Annotated in this window: 21 protein-coding genes; 14 read left to right on the top strand and 7 right to left on the bottom strand. The window is 65.6% G+C overall.

What is annotated here, in order from left to right:
• Positions 1 to 340 precede the first annotated feature (340 nt).
• The 5 genes from CXK94_RS03850 to CXK94_RS03830 all read left to right on the top strand — a co-directional run bounded on the left by CXK94_RS03850 (position 341) and on the right by CXK94_RS03830 (position 8,553).
• Positions 341 to 2,113 (top strand): N-acetylglutaminylglutamine amidotransferase, encoded by a 1,773-nt coding sequence (locus tag CXK94_RS03850; protein WP_102893356.1) that lies wholly within the window; start codon positions 341 to 343, stop codon positions 2,111 to 2,113.
• 49 nt (positions 2,114 to 2,162) lie between these two features.
• A complete protein-coding gene (gene ngg / locus CXK94_RS03845; RefSeq protein WP_102893355.1) occupies positions 2,163 to 3,905 on the top strand; it encodes an N-acetylglutaminylglutamine synthetase in 1,743 nt (580 codons plus the stop codon).
• Positions 3,906 to 3,990: 85 nt separating this feature from the next.
• Complete coding sequence (locus tag CXK94_RS03840; RefSeq protein WP_037039868.1) at positions 3,991 to 5,190, top strand: osmoprotectant NAGGN system M42 family peptidase; 1,200 nt, start codon at positions 3,991 to 3,993, stop codon at positions 5,188 to 5,190.
• A 199-nt stretch (positions 5,191 to 5,389) separates the two neighbouring features.
• A complete protein-coding gene (locus CXK94_RS03835) occupies positions 5,390 to 8,134 on the top strand; it encodes a hybrid sensor histidine kinase/response regulator (protein WP_102893354.1) in 2,745 nt (914 codons plus the stop codon).
• A gap of 188 nt (positions 8,135 to 8,322) precedes the next feature.
• Entirely contained in the window at positions 8,323 to 8,553 is a 231-nt protein-coding gene (locus CXK94_RS03830; RefSeq protein ID WP_037039865.1) for a YheU family protein, read from the top strand.
• A gap of 1 nt (position 8,554) precedes the next feature.
• Here the strand turns inward: CXK94_RS03830 and CXK94_RS03825 are convergent, their stop codons facing one another.
• From CXK94_RS03825 to CXK94_RS03805, 5 genes are all read right to left on the bottom strand, one after another.
• Positions 8,555 to 8,983: a hypothetical protein gene (locus tag CXK94_RS03825; protein WP_037039862.1), complete on the bottom strand. Its 429-nt coding sequence runs from the start codon at positions 8,981 to 8,983 to the stop codon at positions 8,555 to 8,557.
• A 111-nt stretch (positions 8,984 to 9,094) separates the two neighbouring features.
• Complete coding sequence (locus CXK94_RS03820; protein ID WP_102893353.1) at positions 9,095 to 10,225, bottom strand: CynX/NimT family MFS transporter; 1,131 nt, start codon at positions 10,223 to 10,225, stop codon at positions 9,095 to 9,097.
• Between the two features lie 188 nt (positions 10,226 to 10,413).
• On the bottom strand, positions 10,414 to 11,223 hold the full coding sequence (locus CXK94_RS03815) for an SDR family oxidoreductase (protein ID WP_102893352.1): 810 nt from the start codon (positions 11,221 to 11,223) through the stop codon (positions 10,414 to 10,416).
• A gap of 193 nt (positions 11,224 to 11,416) precedes the next feature.
• On the bottom strand, positions 11,417 to 13,072 hold the full coding sequence (locus CXK94_RS03810; protein ID WP_102893351.1) for a cation acetate symporter: 1,656 nt from the start codon (positions 13,070 to 13,072) through the stop codon (positions 11,417 to 11,419).
• Positions 13,072 to 13,386 (bottom strand): DUF485 domain-containing protein, encoded by a 315-nt coding sequence (locus CXK94_RS03805; protein WP_102893350.1) that lies wholly within the window; start codon positions 13,384 to 13,386, stop codon positions 13,072 to 13,074. Before CXK94_RS03805 ends, CXK94_RS03810 begins: the two co-directional genes overlap by 1 nt.
• Positions 13,387 to 13,861: 475 nt before the next feature.
• Here CXK94_RS03805 and CXK94_RS03800 point away from each other — a divergent pair, with 475 nt between their 5' ends.
• From CXK94_RS03800 to CXK94_RS03790, 3 genes are all read left to right on the top strand, one after another.
• Positions 13,862 to 15,154 carry a serine/threonine protein kinase gene (locus CXK94_RS03800; protein ID WP_102893349.1) on the top strand — a complete coding sequence of 431 codons (1,293 nt, stop codon included), beginning with the start codon at positions 13,862 to 13,864 and terminating at the stop codon, positions 15,152 to 15,154.
• Complete coding sequence (locus CXK94_RS03795) at positions 15,120 to 15,914, top strand: MlaA family lipoprotein (protein WP_423835233.1); 795 nt, start codon at positions 15,120 to 15,122, stop codon at positions 15,912 to 15,914. The genes CXK94_RS03800 and CXK94_RS03795 overlap by 35 nt, the downstream gene beginning before the upstream one ends.
• 92 nt (positions 15,915 to 16,006) lie before the next feature.
• Positions 16,007 to 16,849, top strand: coding sequence for a pirin family protein (locus CXK94_RS03790; RefSeq protein WP_037039845.1), 843 nt, complete (start codon positions 16,007 to 16,009; stop codon positions 16,847 to 16,849).
• Between the two features lie 22 nt (positions 16,850 to 16,871).
• On the opposite strand, the gene CXK94_RS03785 is transcribed toward CXK94_RS03790, so the two are convergent.
• Positions 16,872 to 17,819 (bottom strand): lipid A biosynthesis lauroyl acyltransferase, encoded by a 948-nt coding sequence (locus tag CXK94_RS03785; RefSeq protein ID WP_102893347.1) that lies wholly within the window; start codon positions 17,817 to 17,819, stop codon positions 16,872 to 16,874.
• 278 nt (positions 17,820 to 18,097) lie between these two features.
• On the opposite strand from CXK94_RS03785, the gene minC reads away from it, so the two are divergent.
• From minC to CXK94_RS03760, 5 genes are all read left to right on the top strand, one after another.
• Positions 18,098 to 18,823 carry a septum site-determining protein MinC gene (gene minC, locus CXK94_RS03780; RefSeq protein WP_037039841.1) on the top strand — a complete coding sequence of 242 codons (726 nt, stop codon included), beginning with the start codon at positions 18,098 to 18,100 and terminating at the stop codon, positions 18,821 to 18,823.
• 96 nt (positions 18,824 to 18,919) lie between these two features.
• Complete coding sequence (gene minD, locus CXK94_RS03775) at positions 18,920 to 19,735, top strand: septum site-determining protein MinD (protein ID WP_037039839.1); 816 nt, start codon at positions 18,920 to 18,922, stop codon at positions 19,733 to 19,735.
• Positions 19,732 to 19,989, top strand: a complete 258-nt coding sequence (gene minE, locus CXK94_RS03770) for a cell division topological specificity factor MinE (RefSeq protein ID WP_037039836.1) — start codon at positions 19,732 to 19,734, stop codon at positions 19,987 to 19,989. The genes minD and minE overlap by 4 nt, the downstream gene beginning before the upstream one ends.
• A 62-nt stretch (positions 19,990 to 20,051) precedes the next feature.
• Positions 20,052 to 20,687: an RluA family pseudouridine synthase gene (locus CXK94_RS03765; protein WP_102893346.1), complete on the top strand. Its 636-nt coding sequence runs from the start codon at positions 20,052 to 20,054 to the stop codon at positions 20,685 to 20,687.
• Positions 20,688 to 20,811: 124 nt separating this feature from the next.
• A complete protein-coding gene (locus CXK94_RS03760) occupies positions 20,812 to 22,101 on the top strand; it encodes a M18 family aminopeptidase (RefSeq protein ID WP_102893345.1) in 1,290 nt (429 codons plus the stop codon).
• Between the two features lie 224 nt (positions 22,102 to 22,325).
• Here the strand turns inward: CXK94_RS03760 and CXK94_RS03755 are convergent, their stop codons facing one another.
• Entirely contained in the window at positions 22,326 to 23,288 is a 963-nt protein-coding gene (locus CXK94_RS03755) for an NAD(P)H-quinone oxidoreductase (protein WP_102893344.1), read from the bottom strand.
• 170 nt (positions 23,289 to 23,458) lie between these two features.
• On the opposite strand from CXK94_RS03755, the gene CXK94_RS03750 reads away from it, so the two are divergent.
• Positions 23,459 to 25,543: a carboxy terminal-processing peptidase gene (locus CXK94_RS03750; protein ID WP_102893343.1), complete on the top strand. Its 2,085-nt coding sequence runs from the start codon at positions 23,459 to 23,461 to the stop codon at positions 25,541 to 25,543.
• Positions 25,544 to 26,070 lie beyond the last annotated feature (527 nt).

Raw genomic sequence — 26,070 nt, 5'->3', positions numbered from 1 at the left:
GATCGCCGGCAAGGACTCGGCGTCCCCCCGGCTCCTACAGGTCGGTGTGCACATGTTGCTTATCTGAGGGGAATGGCCTGAGGCGATATGGTGGTCCAGGGTGGGCTTCAGCCCACCACGCGTTCGCTGAAACCCAGGACTTGTAGGAGCCCGCTTGCGGGCGATCCGCCGCAACACCGATCGCCGGCCGTTACCGGCTTTGACGTAAGGGCATTTATTTGTTTTGGTGTAAAAGCTGACTGGCCGATGCGAAGCGGGCGAAGCGCAACCGCGCGAAAACCTGAACTTCGTGCTCGACCCGCCAGTCACACTCCCCAACGGCAAAACCGGTAAGGACCTTATGTGTGGCATAGCTGGAGAACTTCGTTTCGACAACCAACCGGCCGACCTGGCCGCGATTGAACGCATCACCCAACACCTGACCGCGCGCGGCCCCGATGCGTGCGGCTTCCACAGCCAGGGCCCGCTGGCCCTGGGCCATCGACGGCTGAAGATCATGGACCTGTGCGAGGCCTCCGGCCAGCCGATGATCGACTCGGCCCTCGGCCTGTCGATGGTCTTCAACGGCGCCATCTACAACTACCCCGAACTGCGCGCGGAGCTCGAAGGCCTCGGCTATCGCTTCTTCTCCGGGGGCGATACCGAGGTGCTGCTCAAGGGCTACCACGCCTGGGGCGAGGCGCTGCTGCCGCGCCTGAACGGCATGTTCGCCTTCGCCATCTGGGAGCGCGACCGCCAGCAGCTGTTCATCGCCCGCGACCGCCTCGGCGTCAAGCCGCTGTACCTGTCGCGCAGCGACCAGCGCCTGCGCTTCGCCTCCGCGCTGCCGGCGCTGCTCAAGGGCGGCGATATCGCCGGCGTGCTGAACCCGGTGGCGCTGAATCACTACATGAGCTTCCACGCCGTGGTACCGGCGCCAGACACGCTGATCGCCGGCATCGAGAAGCTGCCACCGGCCAGCTGGATGCGCGTCGCCGCCGACGGCACGACCACCACCGAGCGCTGGTGGGAGCTGCAGTTCGGTGCCCGCGAAGACGAGCGCGACTACGGCTTCGAGGACTGGAAGCGCCTGACCCTGGACACGATGCGCGAAGCGGTGGCGATTCGTCAGCGCGCCGCGGTGGACGTCGGCGTGCTGCTTTCCGGCGGGGTCGATTCCAGCCTGCTGGTCGGCCTGCTGCGCGAAGCCGGCGTCGCCGACAACCTGTTGACCTTCTCCATCGGCTTCGAAGACGCCGGCGGCGAGCGCGGCGACGAGTTCAAGTACTCGGACATCATCGCCAAGCACTACAACACCCGCCATCACCAGCTGCGCATCCAGGAAAAGGAAATCCTCGAGCAGCTGCCGGCCGCTTTCCAGGCGATGAGCGAGCCGATGGTCAGCCACGACTGCATCGCCTTCTACCTGCTCTCGCGGGAAGTGGCCAAGCACTGCAAGGTGGTGCAGAGCGGCCAGGGCGCCGACGAGCTGTTCGCCGGCTACCACTGGTATCCGCTGGTGGATGGCGCCGAGGATCCGGTGGCCGCCTACCTCGCCGCGTTCCGCGACCGCAGCTACGAGGAGTACGCCGCGACCATGCAGCGGCAGTGGGTGCAGGGCGATTTCTCCGGCGACTTCGTCCGCCGCCACTTCGCCCAGCCCGGCGCCGAGGCCGCGGTGGACAAGGCGCTGCGCATCGACAGCACGATCATGCTGGTCGATGACCCGGTCAAGCGCGTGGACAACATGACCATGGCTTGGGGCCTGGAGGCGCGCACGCCGTTCCTCGATTACCGCGTGGCCGAACTGTCGGCACGCATCCCGGCGAAGTTCAAGCTGCCTGACGGCGGCAAGTACGTGCTCAAGGAAGCCGCGCGCCAGGTGATCCCGGCCGAGGTGATCGACCGGCCCAAGGGCTATTTCCCGGTGCCGGGGCTCAAGCACCTGCAGGGCGCGACCCTCGACTGGGTGCGCGAACTGCTGCTCGACCCGAGCCAGGAACGCGGGCTGTACGACCCGCAGGCGTTGGAAAAGCTGCTGGCCGATCCGGATGGCCAGCTCACCCCGCTGCGCGGCTCAAAACTCTGGCAACTGGCGGCGGTCAACCTTTGGTTGAGCGAACAAGGGCTCTAAGGACTCACGCCCCATGGGGTCGTGAACCTTGCAACGTAAGGAAAGCACCATGCAGAAGTCCCAAGCCTACGGCCAGCGTCTGTTGCGCGGACAGACACCGACCTACCAGCGACTGCAGGCACGCTTCGCCGAAGACGGCCAGGAAGAACCTTGCGGGCCGGTGACCCTGCATTGCGGCTGGGGCCGCATCCTGGTCGGGCATACCTATTCCGACCCGGCGCGGCTCGCCGCCGACCTGCTCAACGAGCAAGCCGGCGAACGCGACATCGCCCTCTACGTCGCCGCCCCGCACCAGGTACTGGCCTACGCGCCACAGCAGCTGTTCCTCGACCCCTCCGACACCCTGCGCCTGTGGTTCACCGACTACCGTCCGGCGCGCCGCAGCTTCCGCGGCTTTGTCGTACGCCGGGTGCAGAGCGAAGCCGACTGGGCGGCGATCAACTGCCTCTACCAGTCGCGCGGCATGCTGCCGGTCGACCCGGCGCTGTGCACACCGCGCGACCAGGGCGGGCCGGTGTACTGGCTGGCCGAGGACGAGAGTTGCGGACAGATCATCGGCAGCGTCATGGGCATCGACCATCACCGCGCCTTCAACGATCCGGAGAACGGCTCCAGCCTCTGGTGTCTGGCGGTCTCGGCCAACTGCCCGCGCCCGGGCGTCGGCGAGGCGCTGGTGCGCCACCTGGTCGAGCATTACATGGGCCGCGGCCTGGCCTACCTCGACCTGTCGGTGCTGCACGACAACCACCAGGCCAAGGCGTTGTACGCCAAGCTGGGCTTTCGCGACCTGCCGACCTTCACCGTCAAGCGCAAGAACAGCTTCAACCAGCCGCTGTTCCTCGGCCCCGGTCCGGAGGCCGAGCTCAATCCCTACGCGCGGATCATCGTCGACGAGGCGCGCCGCCGCGGTATCGAGATCAGTATCGACGACGCCGAGGCCGGCCTGTTCACCCTGACCCAGGGCGGGCGCCGGGTGCGCTGCCGCGAGTCGCTGTCGGACCTGACCTCGGCGGTGAGCATGACCCTCTGCCAGGACAAGCGCCTGACCCACCGCACCCTGTCCCAGGCCGGCATCCGCCTGCCGGCCCAGCAACTGGCCGGCAGCGCCGCGGACAACGCGACCTTTCTCGCCGAGCACGGCAGCGTGGTGGTCAAGCCGGTCGACGGCGAACAGGGCCTGGGCGTGGCGGTCGACCTGCGCGATGCCGAGGACATGGAGCAGGCGATCCACCGCGCACGCCAATACGACAGCCGTGTGCTGCTGGAGAGTTTCCATCCCGGCCTGGATCTGCGCATCGTGGTGATCGGCTACGAAGTGGTCGCCGCCGCGATCCGCCGCCCGGCCGAAGTGATCGGCGACGGCCGCAACAGCATCGGCGCGCTGATCGAAACCCAGAGCCGGCGCCGCCAGGCCGCCACCGGCGGCGAAAGCCGCATCCCGCTGGACGAGGAAACCCGGCGCTGCCTGCGCGACGCCGGGCTCGAGCTGGACAGCGTGCTGCCCGAGGGCCAGCGCCTGGCAGTGCGGCGTACCGCCAACCTGCACACCGGCGGCACCCTGGAAGACGTCACCACGCAGTTGCATCCGGAGCTGGCCGACGCCGCAGTGCGCGCCGCCCGCGCCCTGGACATCCCGGTGGTCGGGCTGGACCTGCTGGTGCCGGCGGCGGACCAGCCGGACTACGTGTTCATCGAAGCCAACGAGCGCGTCGGGCTGGCCAATCACCATCCGCAGCCGACCGCCGAACGCTTCATCGACCTGCTCTTCCCGCTCAGCCACAACGCCGGCTGAACCGGCCTCCGGGCGGCTGCGGCCGCCCGCTCATGTCCCAGCGAACGCGAAGGTGGCCGCCCTACCGCCACCCACGGGAGAATTCATGACCGCGAAATTGCCCGAGCCCGATCTCAACTACCTGCAGCGCGTGCTGCTGGAAATGCTCGCCATCCCCAGTCCCACCGGCTTCACCGACACCATCGTGCGCTACGTCGCCGAACGCCTGAAGGAGCTGGGCATCCCCTTCGAACTGACCCGCCGCGGCACCATCCGCGCCACGCTCAAGGGCCGCCGCTACAGCCCGGACCGGGCGGTGGCCGCGCACCTGGACACCATCGGCGCCATCGTCCGCGAGGTCTACGACAGCGGCCGCCTCGGCCTCGCCCCGGTCGGCTGCTGGTCGAGCCGCTTCGCCGAGGGCAGCCGCGTCAGCGTGTTCACCGACAGCGGCGTGATCCGCGGCAGCGTATTGCCGCTGCTGGCCTCGGGGCATGCCTTCAACACCGCGGTGGACGAGGCGCCGGTCAGCTGGGACCACGTCGAGCTGCGCCTGGACGCCTATACCTACAGCCGCGCCGAAACCTGCGCGCTGGGCGTGAACGTCGGCGATTTCGTCGCCTTCGACCCGATGCCGGAGTTCACCGAGAACGGCTACATCAGCGCCCGCCACCTGGACGACAAGGCCGGCGTCGCCGCGCTGCTGGCAGCGCTCAAGGCCATCGTCGAAAGCGGCCGCGAACCGCCGATCGACGTCCACCCGCTGTTCACCATCACCGAGGAGACCGGTTCCGGCGCGGCCGGCGCGCTGCCCTGGGACGTCAGTGAATTCGTCGGCATCGACATCGCCCCCGCGGCCAAGGGCCAGGCCTCCAGCGAGCATGCGGTGACCGTGGCCATGCAGGATTCCGGCGGCCCCTACGATTTCCATCTCTCGCGCCACCTGCTCAAGCTCGCCGGCGAACATGAGATCGCCGTGCGCCGCGACCTGTTCCGCTACTACCACAGCGATGCCCAGTCGGCGATCGAGGCCGGCCACGACATCCGCACCGCGCTGCTGGCCTTCGGCTGCGACGCCACCCACGGCTACGAGCGCACCCATATCGACAGCCTGGCGGCGATGAGCCGCCTGCTCTGCGGCTACATGCTCAGCCAGCCGGTATTCGCCAGCGACGCCCAGCACACCCAGGACTCGCTCGAGCGCTTCAGCCACCAGCTGGAGCACGACGCGCAGATGGAGAACGACACCCGCGTGCCGGCGGTGGACAGCCTGGTCGGCCGCCAGCAGGACGACAAGCGGAACTGAAGCGCACCGCTTGCGTGACGAGCCGCCGTCTTCGCGCAGGCAAAGCTTGCTGGCCGGCGCGCAACTGGGCAAAGTTACCGGACAAGGAGGTGCGGCACGTCTGGAGGCTCGACATGAGCCCTGAAGGAGTCGGTATCGCCACCGCTCCAATAACAGTGCCGCCCTGTCCCCACATGGGCTGCCCCTTCCGGATTCGACCATGTTGTCGCGTTTATGCCTGGCTCTGCTGCTCTGCTGCCTGTCGGTTCAGGCGTGGGCCTTCGCACCCGTCGCCCTCGATTCGCTCGATACCCGCCAGGCACTCGGCAGCGGCACCCGCTACCTGGAGGACCCGAACGGCGAGTTGCAGGTCGAGGAAGTCCTGGCGCTCCCCGAGCAGCGCTTCCAGCAGGTGCGGCGCGCCCATGTCAACGAAGGCAAGAACCGCTCGACCTGGTGGCTGCGCACCTCGCTCGACAACCGCCTCCAAGAGCCGCTCGGGGGCTTCATCGAGATCAACTACCCGCTGCTCGACCACATCGAACTCTTCCTGCAATACCCTGACGGCAGTTTCAGCAGCCAGCTCTCCGGCGATGAGTACCCCTTCTCGCAGCGGCCGGTGAAAGTCGGCAACTTCTGGTTCCCGGTGGAACTGCCCCCGGGCGAGACGACGCTGCTGCTGCGGATTAAGACCACCAGCACGCTCTATGTTCCCCTCTACTTCAGCACCTACGCCGCCAGCGCTTCGCTGCAGGAGGACCTGAGCGGGATCAGCGGGGCCTTCTACGGCGTCTTGTTCGCCATGTTCTGCTACAACCTGTTCCTGTTCGTCTCGCTGCGCGAACCGTCGTACTTCTGGTACCTGGTCTACAACCTCAACGTCGGGCTGTTCGCGCTCGCCTTCGACGGCCTGCTGATCAAGTGGCTGGGCTCCGGCAACGCAGTGGTGTCGCTGGGCATCTATGCGCTGATGTTCAGCCACTGCCTGATCGCGTTCCAGTTCAGCCGCCACTTCCTGCACACCCGTGAGCTGTTCCCCCGGCTCGACCTCACCCTGCGCGTGTCCTTGCTGCTGGCCCTGACCTGCATGCTTTCCGGACTGATGCTGGACGTGCAGCACTGGAGCATCCTCGCCAGCATCACGGTGATCGTCACCTCGGTCGGCTTGCTGTTCAGCGGCGCCTTCGTCTGGCGCCGGGGCGTGCGCTACGGGCTCTACTACACCCTGGCCTGGGGCGTGCTGCTGGCCTCGTTCATCCTCGTCACCGCCGGCTCGCTGGGCTTCGAGGCATTCGGTCTGTACGGCTCGGCGATCGTCAAGGCGGGCGTCACCTTCGAGCTGATCACGCTGTCCATCGGCCTGGCCGACCGCATCAACCTGCTCAAGGAGGAGGGCTATCGCTCGCGCCAGGCCGCCGAGCGCGCCGCCAGCGAGAACGAGGCCAAGAGCCGCTTCCTGGCCAAGATGAGCCACGAGATCCGCACCCCGCTCAATGGCGTGCTCGGCATGCTGCAACTGCTGCGCGAAACGCCGCTGGACCGCAGCCAGCGCTTCTATCTGGACACCATCTCCAGTTCCGGTCATTCGCTGATGGCGGTGATCAACGACATCCTCGACTACGCGCGCATCGGCTCCGGCAAACTCAGCCTCGAACACATCGAATTCGATCTGGAAGCGCTGATCTCCGAGACCATCAGCCTGTTCACCGCGCAGGCGCTGGAGAAACAGCTGAACCTGCACGTGAGCCTGGAAGCCGGCGTGCCACGGCGAATTCGCGGCGACCCGACACGGCTCAAGCAGATCTTGATGAACCTGCTGAGCAATGCGCTGAAATTCACCGAACAGGGCCATGTGGTGCTGGAGGTGTCCTGCCGCAAGACCGAGAACGGCGATCCGCGCCTGGTGTTCTGCATCAGCGACAGCGGTATCGGCATGCGCCAGGAGGTACTGGCCCAGCTGTTCGAGTCCTTCTCCCAGGGCGACTCCAGCACCACCCGGCGCTATGGCGGCAGCGGGCTGGGACTGGCGATCAGCAAGGAACTGGTGGAAATGATGCAGGGCCATATCGAGGTACAGAGCACCCCGGGGCGCGGCAGCCGCTTCTGCTTCGAGATTCCGCTGCATGCCGCCCTGGACGTGGAAGACCCGCTGGCACTGCTGCTGGCCGGCCGCCCGGCGCTGCTCGCCTCGCAGGACGTACCGGGCCTGGAGGCGGTGAGCCATCTGCTGCGCCGCTGGGGCATGCGCACCGAGCGTTGCCAGACGCCGCAACGCCTGCCGGACTACCTCAGCGACTACACGGCGCCACCGCTGCTGGTCTTGCTGGCGCCTTGGCCCGGCACGCCGACCGACTGGCTGGAACGCCTGCGCCCCCATCTGGAACCCGGCCAGCGTGTGCTCATGCTCTACCCGCCGATCCACGAGCAACCGCCCATTCCGCCGGGGCTGCGCCTGGTCAGCCTGCCGCTACCGTTGCAGAGTTCGTCATTGCGCGCCGCCCTGCAGATGCTCTATCAGGACATGCCTGAACAGCCATCGGGCACACCGAGCGAGGCGTTGCCGGCCACCCTCCAGGAGCCGTGCATCCTCGTCGCCGAGGACAACCCGGTGAACCAGATGGTGGTCCGCGGCCTGCTGAAGAAGCGCGGTTATACCGTACAACTCGCCGACAACGGCCGTCAGGCGGTGGACATCTACCGGCGCGACCCCGCTGCCGTGCAGCTGATCCTGATGGATTGCGAAATGCCGGAAGTCGACGGCTTCGAGGCCAGCCGGCAGATCCGCAACCTGGAGCTGGAGCGTCAGTTGCCGGCGGTTCCGATCGTCGCGGTGACCGCACACGTGCTCGCCGAGCATCGCCAGCAGGGACTGGCGTCAGGGATGAACGAGTTCATCGGCAAGCCGCTGGAGAGCCAGCAGCTGTATGCTTGCCTGGACAGCTACCTGCAAGGTGGCGCGTCGTAGCGCCACCGAGGCCGTAATGCCGTTAAGGCCACGAACCGGATGCAGGATCACATGCAGGAGCGGGCCACGCCCGCGATTCGCGCGCATGGCGCGCTCCTACAACGTACTCTCTGTGCTTGTCCGAACGACATGCACCTGGGCCGGCTTCGATGCCATGCGCCTTACCCAATTCATTTGAAAGACACGCCATGCTCATTCCCCACGACCAGCTCGAACCGGACACCCTGACCCGCCTCATCGAAGACTTCGTCACCCGCGACGGCACCGACAACGGCGACGAAACGCCGCTGCAGACCCGCGTTGAGCGCGTGCGGCGGGCCCTAGACAAGGGCCAGGCGGTGATCGTCTTCGACGTCGCCAGCCAGCAGTGCCAGCTGGCGCTCAAGCGCGACGTGCCCCGGGAATGGCTCGACGACTGACTCAGCCGAACAGGCCGCTCTCGCGCTCCCAGGCGCAGCGCATGCGCAGGTCGCTCTGCTGCGGGCTGTGGGTGCCCGTCTCGGTCTCCCAGCGGAAGGTGTGGGTACCGTTGAGCTCGGTTTCCAGGTGCACCACCGCGCTGCTCCAGTACAGCTGCTTGAGCAGCGCCTCGAAACGCTGGACCCAGAGCGACCATTCGTATTCGATGGCCCGGTAGCTGGCGCCGAAATGGATCACCTGGGTCTGGTACAGGCCCAGTTCCTCGTCGCCGCAGAAGGAAAACATCTCGCGCCCGATGAACGGCCAGGCCTCGCCCTGCGGCAACGCCTGCAAGGCGGCGCGATTGTTCGCCCGGCGCTGGCGGCATTGCTCGGGGTCGGCGGATGGCCAATCGCGGATGCAGCCATAGACGATGGATTCAGACTCCACGCGAAACTCCGGTGCGGCTGGGGGAGGAAGACCGCGGCTTTCTAACACAGCGCGGCGACGCGGTCATCCGCGGGTTGGGAAGAGGTGAAGCAGGCCACAGCCCTGGCGTCTTCAGCCCGTCGCCGGCCGCGGGCGCAACCGCAGGGCCAGCAGCGCCATGACGACCGCCATGCCCATCAGCACCAGGAACGGCAGGCGGTAGTCGCCGGCCAGATCGCGCCCGAGCCCAGCCAGCACGGGCGTCAGGCAGGCCAGGCAGTAGCCGGTGCAGAGCATCATCGCAGTCAGCCGGCTGACCGCCAGCGGCGTGCTCGCCTCGTACATCGGCAAGATCAACGACAGCGAAAACGTCCCGTTCAGCGCCACCCCGAGCAACATGCAGACCAGCAGCGGCTGCCAGGTCGGCAACAACGCGATCAGCGCCAGGCATACCGTCGCCAGCACGCCGCAGGCGGCCATCAGCAGGTGACGCTTGCCCAGGCGCTGCGCCAGCCAGGGCATGATGAACGCGCTCGGCAGACCGATGAGCATGAAACCGCTGAAGAAGGCATTGCTGCGCAGCAGGCTGTAGCCGGCCTCGTGATAGCGCGCCACCAGCCAGGTGGCCAGGGCGTAGAACAGCCCGGCCTGCAGCGCGAAGTAGAAGCTGATCAACCAGGCACGCGGCTCCCTCCAGGGCAGCCCGGCACGGCTGTCGCTGGCCGCCTCCGGTCGGTTCGGCAAACGCAGCCAGATCAGCAACGCAGCCAGCGCCGGCAGCGCCCAGAGCGCCAGCCCCCAGGTCCAACGCTGGTCCAGCGCCTCGGTCGCCGGTGCCGTCAGCACCACGCCGAGGGTGCCGCCGACCGCCATGCTCAGCGAGTACCAGGCCGCGGTCTGGCCCATGCGTTCGAGAAAGTGGCGCTTGATGAAGCCCGACAGCAGCGGCCCGGCCACGGCGATCCCGGCGCCGACCAGCGCGGCGGTGGTGATCAGCACGCCGGCACTATGGCCGAACAGCCGCAGCAGCAGCGCCGCACCGATCAGGCCGAGGCAGAGGGCGATGCTGCGCTCCAGGCCGAAGCGCACCGCCAGGCGCGGCGCCAGCGGCGCCAGCACGCCCATGAGCAGCACCGGCAATGCAGTGGTCAGGCTGATCAACCCGCGGGAGAGTTCGAGTTCCTCGGCGATGCGCTCGATCAGCGGCGCGAACGAGGTGATGCCGGGGCGCAGGTTGATCGCAGCCAGCACCAGCGCCAGCATCAGGAATCCGCGGGATGGAAATTTCACAAGCAATCCATGGGGTTACGACAAAAGCCGGACAGGCAACCCTACTCCCCGGCCGGCCTTCGGGCAACCGGGCCGGTTCGCATGCCGCATGGCCCGCGTGGCCGCCAACGCCATGCCGTGGCCCCTGCAGGACACGCCGCCCGGCCATGGTCCTTTCGACGCTAGAGCGCCTTGCTCTTGCTGCGCTTCTTCTCCGCCAGCAACGCCATCTCGTCGTAGATGGCCTGCGGGTTCTGCTGCTTGACCTTCCAGGCCTTGCGGCCCTCGTCATGCGGCAGGATCATGAACTCGCCCTTGCCGACCTGCTGGTGGATGTAGTCGGCGATATCCGCCGCGGTGATCGGCGAGGACTCCAGCAGCTTGCCGATCTGCGCTTTGACGTTAGGCGTCGGGCCACGGAAGGAGTCCAGCAGGTTGGTCTGGAAGAACGAGGGGCAGACCACGTGCACGCCCACCTCGGCCTGGCGCAGTTCCACCAGCAGGCTCTCCGACAGCGCCACCACGCCGGCCTTGGCGACGTTGTAGTTGCTCATCCCCGGCGCCTGCATCAGCGCGGCCATGGAGGCGATGTTGATGATCTTGCCCTTGCTCTTCTGCACCAGCGGCAGGAAGGCCTTGCAGCCCTTGACTACCCCCATCAGGTTGATCGCGATCTGCCAGTCCCAGTCTTCCAGCGACAGCTCGTCGAAGAAGCCGCCCGATGCCACGCCGGCGTTGTTGACCACGATGTCGATGCCGCCGAGCTTCTCCTCGCAGGCCTGGGCGAAGGCGACCAACTGGCTGTAGTCGCGCACGTCGCAGCGCATGCTGAAGCCATCGCCGCCGGCCTCGCGAACCATCTTCAGGGTCTGCTCCAGCCCGGCCTCGTTGACATCGGAGAGCGCCAGTTGCCAGCCATCGCGTGCCCAGCGCAGGGCGATCTCGCGCCCGAGTCCGGAGCCGGCACCTGTGACCATCATGCGATTGTGCATCGTTCTGCTGCCTTCTTTGGTTCGGTAATGGCAGCGAGTCTAGCGAATGAGCCAGCCCGAACCGGCATCCATCAGGACGATGAATGTCGCTGGCAAACCCCGGCCCAGGGGGCTGACCGGCGGGTCGCGGCGAGCGGGTAGCAATGAAAAAGGGCAGCCCGAGGGCTGCCCTTTGCTGTGTCGCGAACGATCGTCAGTGAGCGACGGCGCCGGTAGCACCCAGGCCGGTCTGCGAACGAACGAACTGGGCGAAGAAGCGCTCGCGCTCCTCACCCGCACGCGTGGACTTGTCGGTGACCGAGAAGAACCAGATGCCGATGAAGGCCGCGATCATCGAGAACAGCGCCGGATACTTGTAGGGGAAGATCGCCTCGGCGTAGCCGAACACGTCGACCCACACGGTCGGGCTGATGATGGTCAGCACCAGCGCGGTAACCAGGCCCAGCGCGCCGCCGAACAGCGCACCACGGGTGCTCAGGCCTTTCCAGTACATGGAGAGGAACAGCACCGGGAAGTTGCAGCTGGCCGCGATGGAGAATGCCAGGCCCACCATGAAGGCGATGTTCTGCTTCTCGAAGATGATGCCGAGCAGGATCGCCACCACACCCAGCGACAGCGTGGTCAGCTTGGTCACGCGCATCTCGTCCTCTTCCCTGGCCTTGCCCTGCTTGATCACACAGGCGTACAGGTCATGGGAGACCGCCGAGGCACCGGCCAGGGTCAGGCCGGCGACCACCGCGAGGATGGTGGCGAAGGCCACCGCGGAGATGAAGCCCAGGAACAGGTTGCCGCCGACCGCATTGGCCAGGTGGATGGCGACCATGTTGGTGCCGCCGACGATGGCGCCGGTGACGTCCTTGAAGTCCGGGTTGGTGCTGACCAGCAGGATCGCGCCGAAGCCGATGATGAAGGTCAGGATGTAGAAGTAGCCGATGAAGCCGGTCGCGTAGAACACCGACTTGCGGGCTTCCTTGGCATCGGAAACGGTGAAGAAGCGCATCAGGATGTGCGGCAGGCCGGCGGTACCGAACATCAGCGCCAGGCCCAGGGAGATCGCCGAGATCGGGTCGGAAACCAGGCCGCCCGGGCTCATGATCTGCGCGCCCTTGTCGTGGATCTTCACCGCTTCGGCGAACAGGCTGCCGAAGTCGAAGCCGACGCTCTTCATCACCATGATGGCCATGAAGGTGGCGCCGGACAGCAGCAGTACCGCCTTGATGATCTGCACCCAGGTGGTGGCCAGCATGCCGCCGAACAGCACGTACATGACCATCAGCACGCCCACCAGCACCACCGCGACGTAGTAGTCGAGGCCGAACAGCAGCTGGATCAACTTGCCAGCACCGACCATCTGCGCGATCAGGTAGAAGGCCACCACGATCAGCGAACCGAAGGCCGAGAGCAGACGAATCTGCGTCTGGCCGAGGCGATAGGAGGCCACGTCGGAGAAGGTGAACTTGCCCAGGTTGCGCAGGCGCTCGGCCATCAGGAACAGAATGATCGGCCAGCCGACGAGGAAGCCGATGGAATAGATCAGGCCATCGTAGCCACTGGTGTAGACCAGCGCGGAAATGCCCAGGAAGGATGCCGCGGACATGAAGTCACCGGCGATCGCCAGGCCGTTCTGGAAGCCGGTGATGCTGCCGCCGGCGGTGTAGTAGTCGGACGTGGAGGTGTTGCGCTTGGCCGCCCACTTGGTGATGCCCATGGTGAAGGCGATGAACACCACGAACATGAGGATGGCGGTGTAGTTGGTTGCCTGTTTCTGCACTTCGCCGGTAATCGCATCGGCAAGCAGTGCCGGCGAGGCGGCCAACAAGGCGGCAGCCATCAGAAGACGCGCGATCATTATTGCTGAGCCTCGTTGAGGATTTCCTGATTGATGCGATCGAACTCACCGTTGGCACGCTGTACGTAAACGCCGGTCAGGATGAAGGCCATGAAGATCACGCCGACGCCCACCGGGATGCCCCAGGTGGTGACGGTATCGGCCGAAAGCGGAATGCCGAGGATTTGCGGCTCGAACGCGATCAGCAGGATGAATGCAAGGTAAGCCCCAAGCATGACGGCCGACAGCAGCCAGGCGAAACGCCCGCGCTTGGCAACCAGCTCTTGGAAACGTGGGTTGGCATAGATCTGCCGATAAACATTTTCATTGTGCATTGGAATCTGTCTCCACGATCACTGCCCCCAGATGAGAGCAAGGCGGGCTACTTTAGGGCCGGGCAGGCCGAATTCCACCCGACTTTGGTCTGACTGCGCATTATCCGAACACGCGGCCTAGAGCCTCCTGCCCCTCGCGACAAGTGAGATTGCGGACGATTCGCCGGCTCATAGTGTGGCGCTATGTCGCACATGCTCAGCATCGATTTCCGCACCCTGGCGCCCTCGACCAGAATCGAAGCATCGAGACTCAAGGACACCTGACCGCACCACCCGGCATGAGCGCCATGGCAGTTGGCCTCTATAGATGAAGGGATGGCAGCGATGCGGGGCAAGCCAGACGCTCACCCGGCAACAGGGATCGAAATCGCCGGAATGCTGCCATAGTGATGTTGGCTTGCACGGTGCAGCCAATGCAGTTCTGATTGGGACAGATGTCGCCGGGGCACCCAGGCCCTGTTTATGGAGAAGCACCATGCCGTTGTTGTTGTGCCTGACCGCCCTGCTCGCGCTGGTCATCGCGCCGGCTCATGCTGCCGACCTGAGCGCCGCCGAATACGGCTTTCCGCTGGCCAACCCCTTCGAAGCCACCATCGCCACCACCCCGCCGACCCTGCGCGCACCGCTACCGCGCGATGAAGACATCGACCAGGCCGACTACAGCCTGCGCCTGCGCCCGGAACGCGAATTCACCCTTCCCGACAGTTTCTGGCCGGTCAAGCGCCTGCGCTACCGCCTGGCGCGCCAGAACGGCCCGGCGCCGCTGATCTTCATCATCTCCGGTACCGGCGCGCATTACTCCAACGGCAAGACAGAGTCGCTGAAACGGCTGTTCTACGGTGCCGGCTACCATGTGGTGCAGCTCTCCTCGCCCACCAGTTTCGACTTCATGGCCGCCGCCTCGCGCTATGCCACGCCGGGTCTGAGCAGCGACGATGCGCAAGACCTGTATTGGGTCATGCAGGCCATACGCGCCCAGCACCCCAGGCTGGCGGTCACCGAGTTCCACCTCACCGGCTACAGCCTCGGCGCGCTGAACGCCGCCTTCGTCAGCCAACTGGATGAAACGCGGCGCAGCTTCAATTTCAAGAAAGTGCTGCTGATCAATCCGCCGGTGAATCTCTACACCTCGGTCAGCAACCTGGACAAGCTGGTGCAGACCCGCGTCGAAGGCATCGACGACAACACCACGTTCTATGAGGTGGTCCTGGAGAAGCTCACTCGCTACTACCAGCAGAAGGGCTATATCGATCTCGACGAAGCCATGCTCTACGACTTCCAGCAATCGCCGCAGAAACTCAACGACGAGCAGATGGCCATGCTGATCGGCTCGGTGTTCCGCTTTTCGGTCGCCGACATCACCTTCACCTCCGACCTGATCAACCAACGCGGGCTGATCGTTCCCCAGGACTACCCGATCAACGAAGGCACCCGCCTGGAACCGTTCTTCAAGCGCGCCCTGCTGTGCAACTTCGACTGCTACATTACCGAGCAGCTGATCCCCATGTGGCGCGCGCAATACGACGGCGGCAGCCTGGCGCAACTGGTACAGCAGGTCAGCCTCTACGCGCTCGAGGACTACCTGCGCCAAAGCCCGAAGATCGCGGTGATGCACAATGCCGACGACGTCATCCTCGGGCCCGGCGATATCGGCTTCCTGCGCCGGACCCTGGGTGAGCGCCTGACGCTCTACCCGCGCGGCGGCCACTGCGGCAACCTCGAATACCGCGTCAATGCCAAGCACATGCTGGAGTTCTTCCGTGGCTAAATGGATGCTATTGCCCCTGCTGCTGGCCAGTGCCATGGCCCAGGCACAAACGCCCCTCGCCGACGAGGACGGCTTCACCCACCCGCTGCGCAACCTGCAGTTCAACCCGGGGCTGGACCAGCGCGAATTCGAACGCGCCACCTTCCGCGCGCTGGATGTCTACGATCCCTTCGAGTCGTTCAACCGGCGCATGTATCACTTCAACTATCGGCTCGACCAGTGGGTGATGCTGCCGGCGGTGCGCGGCTACGTCTACGTCACACCGCGGGTGGTGCGCACGGGGGTGAGCAATTTCTTCAGCAACCTGGGCGAGATCCCAACCCTGGTGAACAGCACCCTGCAGCTCAAGGGCAAGCGGGCGATGAATGCCACGGCACGCTTGCTGTTCAACAGCATCATCGGCGTTGGCGGCCTGTGGGACCCGGCCACCCGCATGGGCCTGCCGCGCCAGCCGGAGGACTTCGGCCAGACGCTGGGCTACTGGGGCGTGCCCGAGGGCCCCTACCTGATCCTGCCGGCCCTGGGCCCCTCCAACCTGCGCGACACCCTGGGGCTGGCGGGCGACTTCGCCGTCGAGCGGCAGGTCGACTACCTCGAATACGCCCAGGCCAGCGGCGGCGAATTCGGCCTGACCGCACTGCGCCTGGTGGACATCCGCTATACCACCGACTTCCGCTACGGCCTGCTCAACTCGCCGTTCGAATACGAGAAGGTGCGCTACGTCTATAGCCGTGCACGTGAATTGCAGATCGACGAATGATCGATCAAGCCGATTATTTTAAAGCGAATTCAGCAACCATAAATCGATCTGTTCGCTCTACTCTGGCGCCATTCACCACAGAGGAGACGACCATGTCCCTGCGCGAAATCATTTCCCTCACCCGCGGCCATCCCACCGCCGATGGTGCCGGAGTGAATCTGACCCGCGTGTTCGGCGGAGCCGGCGTCGAGCGCTTCGACCCGTTCCTGATGCTCGATGAGTTCGGCTCGAACAACCCGGACGACTACATCGCCGGCTTCCCGCCGCACCCGCATCGCGGCTTCGAAACCATCACCTACATGCTCGAAGGGCGCATGCGCCACGAGGACCACATGGGTAACGTCGGCCTGCTGGAAAGCGGCGGCGTGCAATGGATGACCGCCGCCCGCGGAGTCATCCACAGCGAGATGCCGCAGCAGGAGCACGGCACCATGCGCGGCTTCCAGCTCTGGCTCAACCTGCCAGCCCACGCCAAGCTCGGTGCCCCCGGCTACCGGGATTTCACACCGGGCGAACTGCCCCGGCTGAGCCTTCCGGGCGGCATCGAGGCCAAGGTCATCGCCGGCACGCTGAAGGTCGGCGAGTTCGAGCAGGCCGGGCTCGTGCAGCGTCCGGATACCGAGCCCTACCTGATCGATCTGCAGCTGCCTCCCGGCAGCGAGCTGGCACCGGCCATCCCCGATGGCCATCGGCTGCTGCTGTACGTCTTCGAAGGCGAGCTGCAGGTCGGCGAGCAGGCGGTGGGCAAGGGCCAGCTGGTACGGCTGTCCGAGCATGGCGAACTGCAGTTGCGCAGCCGCCACGGCGCGCGGCTCATGCTGCTGGCAGGCAAGCCGCTGGGCGAACCGATCGTGCAGTACGGACCGTTCGTGATGAACAGTCGGGAGGAAATCGAGCAGGCCTTGCGGGACTTTCGTGACGGGACGCTGGCGTAAGGCGCCTCCGTCAGCCGCACCGCTACGCCGGCGAGCGTCGCCTTTTCTTCTTGTAGAGGCTGCGCTCGCCGGCCGGCCGCGTCTTGAAGCGTCGATGCGCCCACAGGTACTGCTCCGGCAGCGCAGTGACCGCCTCTTCGACCCACCGATTGATACGCAGGCAGTCGGCCTCCTCGCTCTCGCCGGGAAAATCCTCCAGCGGCGGGTGGATCACCAGGCGGTACCCCGAGCCATCGGCCAGCCGTTCCTGGGTGAACGGCACCACCCGCGCCCTGCCCAGCCGGGCGAACTTGGTGGTGGCGGTGACCGTCGCCGCCTGGATGCCGAACAACGGCACGAACAGGCTCTGTTTGCGGCCATAATCCTGGTCCGGTGCGTACCAGATGGCACGGCCGGCGCGCAGCACCTTGAGCATGGCCCGCACGTCCTCGCGCTCAATGGCCGTCGCATCGCGGTTGTGCCGCTCGCGCCCGCGGCGCTGGACGAAGTCGAACACCGGGTTCTTGTGCTCGCGGTACATGCCATCGATGGTATGCCGCTGGCCGAGCAGCGCGGCACCGATCTCCAGCGTGGTGAAATGCAGGGCCATGAGGATCACTCCCTGCCCTTCGGCCTGGGCCCGCTGCAAGTGCTCCAGCCCCTCGATCCGGGCCAGGCGCTGCAGGCGTGCCTGCGGCCACCACCAACTCATGGCCATCTCGAAGAAGGCGATGCCATTGGAGGCGAAGTTCTCCCGCAGCAAGCGTTCGCGCTGCTCGCTGCCGAACTCGGGGAAGCACAATTCCAGGTTGCGCCGCGCAATCGAGCGGCGCGAGCCGGCCAGCCGATACATCAGCGCGCCCAGGCCGCGGCCCAGCCGCAGCAGCACCGGGTAAGGCAGCTGGATCAACAGCCAGAGCAGCCCCAGCCCCAGCCACAGCGGCCAGAAGCGCGGATGCAGGAAGTACGCACGAAACTGAGGACGATCCATGAACGACTCGAAACCAGGAGAAGCCAGCCATTCTAGCGGCAAACATCGGCGATGACCGAACCTTGCAGCGTCACCCTTCGCCGCGCGTCGTCCGATCGCGGAGCCTTCGGTAGGAGCGGGCCATGCCCGCGATGCTTTTGCATGGCCGGGTTCGCGAGCATGGCTCGCTCCTACAGGTCGCTCCGGGTCGTCAACCGTCCCCGGCAATCACCCTCGCGGCTTGCAGGCGGCGGCGTGCCCGGCTATAAGTCCTCGCCATTTACCGCAGCAGGCAGACCATGAGCCAAGCCGACCTTCCCGAACCGTCCCCCGCCTTCCAGCTCAAGGGCAGCATGCTCGCCATCACCGTGCTGGAACTGGCGCACAACGACATCGAGCGCCTCGACCAGCAACTCGCCGCCAAGGTCGAGCAGGCCCCGGACTTCTTCGACAACACCCCGCTGGTGCTGGCGCTGGACAAGCTGCCGGAAGCGTCCCGCGAGATCGACATCCCGGCGCTGGTCGCGCTGTGCCGCAAGCACCGGCTGCGTACCCTGGCCCTGCGCGCCAGCGATGCCGCCCATCTCGAGGCCGCCGCCGCACTGGATCTGCCCGTGCTGCCGCCCTCCGGTGCCCGCGAGCGCAAGCTCGACCTGGCTTCGAAAACCCCGCCCAAGCCGGCAGAGCCGACCTATCGCCCGACCCGCGTGGTCAGCACACCGATCCGCGGTGGCCAGCAGGTCTATGCGCAGGGCGGCGACCTGATCGTCCTGGCGCCGGTGAGTCCCGGTGCGGAACTTCTCGCCGATGGCAACATCCATGTGTACGGTCCGCTTCGCGGGCGCGCCCTGGCGGGCATCAAGGGCGACACGACGGCGCGGATCTTCTGCCAGCAGCTCGCCGCGGAAATGGTTTCCATCGCCGGCCAATACAAGGTCGCCGAGGACCTGCGCCGCGATCCTCTATGGGCCGAAGCAGTGCAGATCGGCCTCTCTGGCGATGTGTTGAACATCACCCGCCTTTAACGGATACTGCCGCGAATTTTCAAGGACCAAACGGGCAATCCTGACGCCGAAATTGGCGGAAGATCCCGATTTTTTCAATTTTTAGGGTGAATCACCTTGGCCAAGATCCTCGTAGTCACTTCCGGCAAGGGTGGCGTCGGTAAAACCACCACCAGCGCCGCCATCGGCACCGGCCTCGCTCTGCGCGGGCACAAGACCGTCATCGTCGATTTCGACGTCGGCCTGCGCAACCTCGACCTGATCATGGGCTGCGAGCGCCGCGTGGTTTACGACTTCGTCAACGTGATCAACGGCGACGCCACCCTGACCCAGGCCCTGATCAAGGACAAGCGCCTGGAGAACCTCTACGTGCTGGCCGCCAGCCAGACCCGTGACAAGGATGCCCTGACCCAGGAAGGCGTCGGCAAGGTCATCGACGAACTGAGCAAGAACTTCGAGTACGTCATCTGCGACTCCCCGGCCGGTATCGAGAAGGGCGCGCATCTGGCGATGTACTTCGCCGACGAAGCCATCGTCGTGACCAACCCGGAAGTCTCCTCGGTACGCGACTCCGACCGCATGCTCGGCCTGCTGGCGAGCAAGTCGCGCCGCGCCGAGAACGGCGAGGAGCCGATCAAGGAACACCTGCTGCTGACCCGCTACAACCCCGAGCGCGTCACCAAGGGCGAGATGCTCGGCGTCGAGGACGTCGAGGAGATCCTTTCCATCCGCCTGCTCGGCGTCATTCCCGAATCGCAGGCCGTGCTCAAGGCCTCCAACCAGGGCATCCCGGTGATCCTCGACGACCAGAGCGATGCCGGCCAGGCCTATAGCGACGCAGTCGACCGTCTGCTCGGCAAGGACGTGGCGCACCGCTTCCTCGACTTCAAGAAGCCCGGCTTCCTGCAACGACTTTTCGGAGGTCGCGAATGAATCTTTTCGACTTCTTCCGTGAACGCAAGAAGAAGGAAACCCCTGCCGCGATCGCGAAAGAGCGCCTGCAGATCATCGTCGCCCACGAACGCGGCCAGCGCAGCGAGCCGGACTACCTGCCGGCGCTGCAGAAAGAGCTGGTCGAGGTGATCCGCAAGTACGTCAACATCGACAGCGAACAGGTACAGGTGGCGCTGGAGGATCAGGGCAACTGCTCGATTCTCGAACTAAACATCACCCTCCCGGATCGCTGAGCGACACCGACGGCAGAAACGGCGGCCCACGGGTCGCCGTCTTCGTTTGTGGAAATGCAAAAATGCCCTTGAGCAATATCCAGATCGTCCACCAGGACACCGCCCTGCTGGTGATCGACAAGCCGACCCTGCTGCTCTCCGTGCCCGGCCGCGCCGAGGACAACCGTGACTGCCTGGTGACCCGCCTGCAGGAGAACGGCTACCCGGAGGCCCGCATCGTGCACCGCCTGGACTGGGAGACCTCCGGGCTGATCGTACTCGCCCGCGACGCCGATACGCACCGCGAACTGTCCCGCCAGTTCCACGACCGCGAGACGGAAAAGGCCTACACCGCGCTGTGCTGGGGCCAGCCGCAGCAGGACAGCGGCAGCATCGACCTGCCGCTGCGTTACGACCCGCCGACCAAGCCGCGTCATGTGGTCGACCACGAGCAGGGCAAGCATGCGCTGACCTTCTGGCGCGTCCTCGAACGCTGCGGCGACTACAGCCGCGTCGAGCTGACACCGATCACCGGACGCTCCCACCAGTTGCGCGTGCACATGCTGTCCATCGGCCACCCGCTGCTCGGCGACCGCCTCTACGCGCATGAACAGGCCCTGCGGGCCCACGAGCGCCTGTGCCTGCACGCCAGCATGCTGACCCTGACCCACCCGCAGAGTGGCGAGCGGCTGCGCTTCGAAAGCCCGGCACCATTCTGAGTGCCCGCCCGGGCCGAGGCGCACGGCGCCGAAGCCCGGCATCTCGCCGGTCGCGGCCGACACTGCGCTTATTCGCCAGGGGCGAATGCTATAGACTTCGTGGCCTTGCAGTCCGGAGACCGCCATGCGCAAAGCACTCAACCAGGGCCTGATCGATTACCTCCAGGCGTCCCCCACCCCGTTCCATGCCACCGCCAACCTTGCCCAGGCCCTGCAAGCCGCCGGCTACAAGGCGCTCGATGAACGCGAACCCTGGTACACCGAGGCCGGCGGGCGCTACTACGTGACCCGCAACGACTCGGCCATCGTGGCCTTCCAGCTCGGCAACAAGCCCCTGGTCGAGCATGGTCTGCGCCTGGTCGGCGCTCACACCGACAGCCCCTGCCTGCGCGTCAAGCCGCAACCGGAACTGCAACGCCAGGGCTTCTGGCAACTGGGCGTGGAAGTCTATGGCGGCGCCTTGCTGGCGCCCTGGTTCGACCGCGATCTGTCGCTGGCCGGACGCGTCACCTACAGCCGCGACGGCCGGATCGAAAGCCAGCTGATCGATTTCCGGCTGCCGATCGCGACGATTCCCAACCTGGCGATCCATCTCAACCGGGAAGCCAACCAAGGCTGGGCGATCAATGCGCAGAACGAGCTGCCGCCGATCCTCGCCCAGGTCGCCAGCCAGGAAAGCCCGGATTTCCGCGCCCTGCTGGCCGAACAGCTGAGCCGTGAGCACGGCTTGCTGGCCGATGTGGTACTGGACTTCGAACTGAGCTTCTACGACACCCAGCCGGCGGCGGTCATCGGCCTCAGCGGCGACTTCATCGCCGGTGCCCGGCTGGACAATCTGCTGTCCTGCTTCGCCGGACTGCAGGCCCTGCTCGAAGCAACCCCCGAGGAAACCTGCATGCTGGTCTGCACCGACCACGAAGAGGTCGGCTCCACCTCGATGTGCGGGGCCGACGGTCCTTTCCTCGAACAGGTATTGCGTCGCCTGCTGCCGGAAGAGGACGTCTTCCAGCGCGCGATCAACCGTTCGCTGCTGATTTCCGCCGACAACGCCCACGCCGTTCACCCCAACTATGCCGACAAGCATGACGGCAACCACGGCCCGAAACTCAACGCCGGCCCGGTGATCAAGGTCAACAGCAACCAGCGCTACGCCACCAGCAGCGAGACCGCCGGATTCTTCCGCCACCTGTGCCTGGAAAACGAAGTGCCGGTACAGAGCTTCGTCACCCGCAGCGACATGGGCTGCGGCTCGACCATCGGCCCGATCACCGCCGGCCAGCTCGGCGTGCGCACCGTGGATATCGGCGTGCCCACCTTCGCCATGCACTCGATCCGCGAACTGGCCGGCAGCCAGGACCTGGCACATCTGGTGAAGGTGCTGACGGCCTTCTATTCGAGCGCCGAGCTGCCCTGAAAAAGGCCATGCCCTGATGCAAACTGCAGGCCTGCCAGGAGCTCAAAAGCATCGCCCCGAGGGCGGGCCTCCCACAAAAGCAGCAAGTGCACGCCGAGCCTCTTGTGGGCGCGCCCTCGCGGCGATACAGGCCCAGGCCGCCCCGAACTCAGCCCCTGGCGTGGGAGCGCCGAAGCCCAACACCAGGGCTTCGCGCCGCTCGATGCCCATCCAGGGTCGGCCACCTATTCCAGGCTGGCGTCGATCACCAGCGCCACCTTGCCGGACACCGTGTTGCTCGCCAGCGCGGCGAATGCGGCCTCGACATCGGCCATGGCGAAAGTCTGCTCCAGGCGCGGCGAGAGCTTGCCGCTGGCGAACAGCGGCCAGACCTTCTCCTCCATTTCCGCCAGCAGGTCGGCCTTGTAGTCGGCGTCGCGGCTGCGCAGCGTCGAGCCGATCAGCTGGATACGCTTGGCCAGCAGCCCCGCCAGGTCCAGCTCGGCCTTGCGACCGCCCATCAGGCCGATCATCACCCAGCGCCCGCCCATGCCCAGCAGTTGCAGATTCAGCGCCGCGTACTTGGCGCCAACCGGGTCGAGGATCATGTCGAACGGCGCGAAATCGCGCAGCGCCTCCAGCGACTCACCGCGCAGCACCCCGCCCTGCGCGCCGAGCGACTCGCAATAGGCCAGGCGCTCGGCCGAACCCACGCTGACCCAGCAGGGATTGCCGAAGGCCTTGCACAGCTGGATCGCGGCCGAACCCACGCCACTGGCGCCGGCGTGCAACAGCACCTTGTCGCCCGCGAGCAGGGCGCCGAGGCGATAGAGGTTCAGCCAGGCCGTGGCATACACCTCCGGAATCACCGCGGCCTCGTGCAATGACAGGCCATCGGGAACCGGCAGCGCGTGGCGAGCATCGACGACCACCTCCTCGGCCATGCCGCCGCCAGCCAGCAACGTGCAGACGCGATCGCCGACCTTCCAGCGGCTACGACCATTGACCTCGCTGATCACCCCGGCGCACTCCAGCCCGAGAATGTCGGTGACCCCGGCCGGCGGCGGATAGTGCCCGGCGCGCTGCAGCAGATCCGCCCGGTTGAGCCCAGCGGCGGCGACCCGAATGCGAACCTCGCCCTCGGCACACGCCGGAGCCGTTCTCTGCGCCCACTCCAGATGCCCCTCGATACCTTGCAATGCCTTCATGCTGCCTCCATAGTGAGTTCAATCCGTACCGCTCAACCGATCGCCCGCTTTCTCGACCACTGTTGTTACCATCGGGCTCATGCTTTCCACCGCCGGACGGAAACGGAACCGGCGCTTATCTTAGATGGCCTAATATGCGTTATTCCCTCGTATCACGTCGCCCCCATGCCATGAAACGCACGCTGACCTGCACCGTTCTCGCCGTTTTCTTCGGCCTCCAGGCTTCCCTCGCGCTGGCCAAAGCCGTCAGCACCCCGGAAAACTGGGACTACCTGCAGCCCGACCGCGAACAGGTGATCGCCAGCCTGAACGTGGTCGAACTGCTCAAGCGTCACCACTACAACAAGCCGCCGCTGAACGATGCGCGCTCGGCCAAGATCTTCGACAGCTATATCCAGATGCTCGATCCGTCGCGCAGCTATTTCCTGGCCTCGGACATCGACGAGTTCGGCAAGTGGCGCAACCAGTTCGACGACTTCCTCAAGGGCGGTAACCTCGAGCCTGGCTTCACCATCTACACACGGCATCTGGAACGTCTGCAGAACCGGCTCGACCATGCACTGGGCCTGCTGGAGAAGGGCGTCGACAGCTTCGACTTCAGCGTCGACGAAGAGCTGCTGGTCGATCGCGAGAAAGCCGCCTGGGCCAAGAATACCGCCGAACTCGACGACCTCTGGCGCAAGCGCGTCAAGGATGAGGTCCTGCGCCTGAAGATCGCCGGCAAGGAGCCGAAGGCCATCGAGGAACTGCTGACCAAGCGCTACAAGAACCAGTTGGCGCGGCTGAACCAGACCCGCGGCGAGGACGTGTTCCAGACCTACATCAACGCCTTCGCGCAATCCTACGACCCGCACACCCAGTACCTGTCGCCGGATAATGCGGAGAACTTCGACATCAACATGAGCCTGTCGCTGGAAGGCATCGGCGCCGTGCTGCAGAGCGACAACGAGCACGTCAAGATCGTGCGCCTGGTGCCGGCCGGCCCGGCCGAGAAGAGCAAGCAGCTGTCGCCGGCGGACAAGATCATCGGCGTGGCCCAGGCCAACGACGAGATGGTCGACGTCATCGGCTGGCGCCTGGACGAGGTGGTCAAGCTGATCCGCGGGCCGAAAGGCTCGGTGGTACGCCTGGAAGTGATCCCGGCGAGCAATGCCCCCAACGACCAGAACACCAAGGTGGTCGCCATCACCCGCGAGGCAGTGAAGCTCGAAGAGCAGGCGGCGAAGAAGTCGGTACTGAACCTCGAACACGAGGGGCAGAACTTCAAGCTCGGCGTCATCGAGATCCCGGCCTTCTACCTCGACTTCAAGGCACTGCGTGCCGGCGACCAGGACTACAAGAGCACCACGCGCGACGTGAAGAAGCTGCTGTCGGAACTGGAAGCGGAAAAGGTCGACGGCGTAGTGATCGACCTGCGCAACAACGGCGGCGGCTCCCTTCAGGAGGCCACCGAGCTGACCGGCCTGTTCATCGACCAGGGCCCCACGGTGCTGGTGCGCAACAGCGACGGCCGCGTCGACGTACTGGCCGACGACCAGGTCGGTGCGTTCTACAAAGGCCCGCTGGCCGTCCTGGTGAACCGCCTCTCGGCCTCCGCCTCGGAGATCTTCGCCGGTGCCATGCAGGACTACCACCGGGCCCTGATCCTCGGCGGCCAGACCTTCGGCAAAGGCACCGTGCAAACCATCCAGCCGCTCAACCACGGCGAGCTGAAACTGACCCTGGCCAAGTTCTACCGCGTCTCGGGCCAGAGCACCCAGCACCAGGGCGTGATTCCCGACATTTCCTACCCCGCCGACGTCGACACCAAGGAAATCGGCGAAAGCGCCCTGCCCGAGGCCCTGCCGTGGGACAGCATCCGCGCCGCGATCAACCCGGACATGAACCCGTTCAAACCGTTTCTCGCCGAGCTGAAAGCACGCCACGAAGCCCGCACCGGCAAGAATCCCGACTTCGTCTTCACCCGCGACCGCCTCGCCCTGGCGCAGGAGCTGATGCACGAAACCACGGTGAGCCTCAACGAAGAGAAACGCCGTGCCCAGCAGGCCGATATCGAGAAGCGCCAACTGGTCCTGGAAAATGCGCTGCGCCAGGCCAAAGGCGAGGAGCCACTGGCCAAGCTGGAGAAGGAAGACGAAACCACGCCGCACCAGGAGCTGGACAAGCCCAAGCCGGAAGACGACGCCTACCTCTCCGAGAGCGGCCGTATTCTGCTCGACTATCTGGGGCTGAGCTCGGCCATGGCCAAGCACTAGGGTCTGTTGCCGTTTCATCGCGAGCCGCGTTGCTGCGAGAAATAGCCCCCGGTTAGGCGCAGGACGCAGGTAATGGTCATTCCCTTGCCAAGTCCTGCAACGACAGCGGGGGCTATTTCCCGCGCAACCCGAAGGGCCGGGCCTGTTTTACCGCGATGCGGCGTTACTCGATGGCTCATTTAGCCGACTAAACTTCGCATCTCGTGCCTTGCCTCGCGGTAAAACAGGCTCCGGCGCGGCCGCGAATGAAACGGCAACAGACCCTAGGCAGAGCGGCAAAACCCGGCGCGGCAATATTCGGTTGGGCCGAGGCGCAATAGGCCGAAAACCAACTCGGCACGATATCCGTGCGTTGAGCTTCGCTGCACTCAGCCCAACCTACGGCCGAGTTCGACCATTCGTAACCGTCCGCCGAACCCATCTCCCCGCTTCTTCCAGATAACGGCATGGTGTCCACCTATTTTTGGTGGACACCATTTCAAGCCACTTTCTGGAGGGTTTCGTGTCTCGACAGCGCCGTACATTTC

The organism is Stutzerimonas stutzeri (assembly GCF_002890915.1).
GTDB classification, from domain to species: domain Bacteria; phylum Pseudomonadota; class Gammaproteobacteria; order Pseudomonadales; family Pseudomonadaceae; genus Stutzerimonas; species Stutzerimonas stutzeri_AF.
The sequence above is the reverse complement of the archived record's forward strand: the minus strand, read 5'-3'. Positions and strand labels throughout refer to the sequence as shown.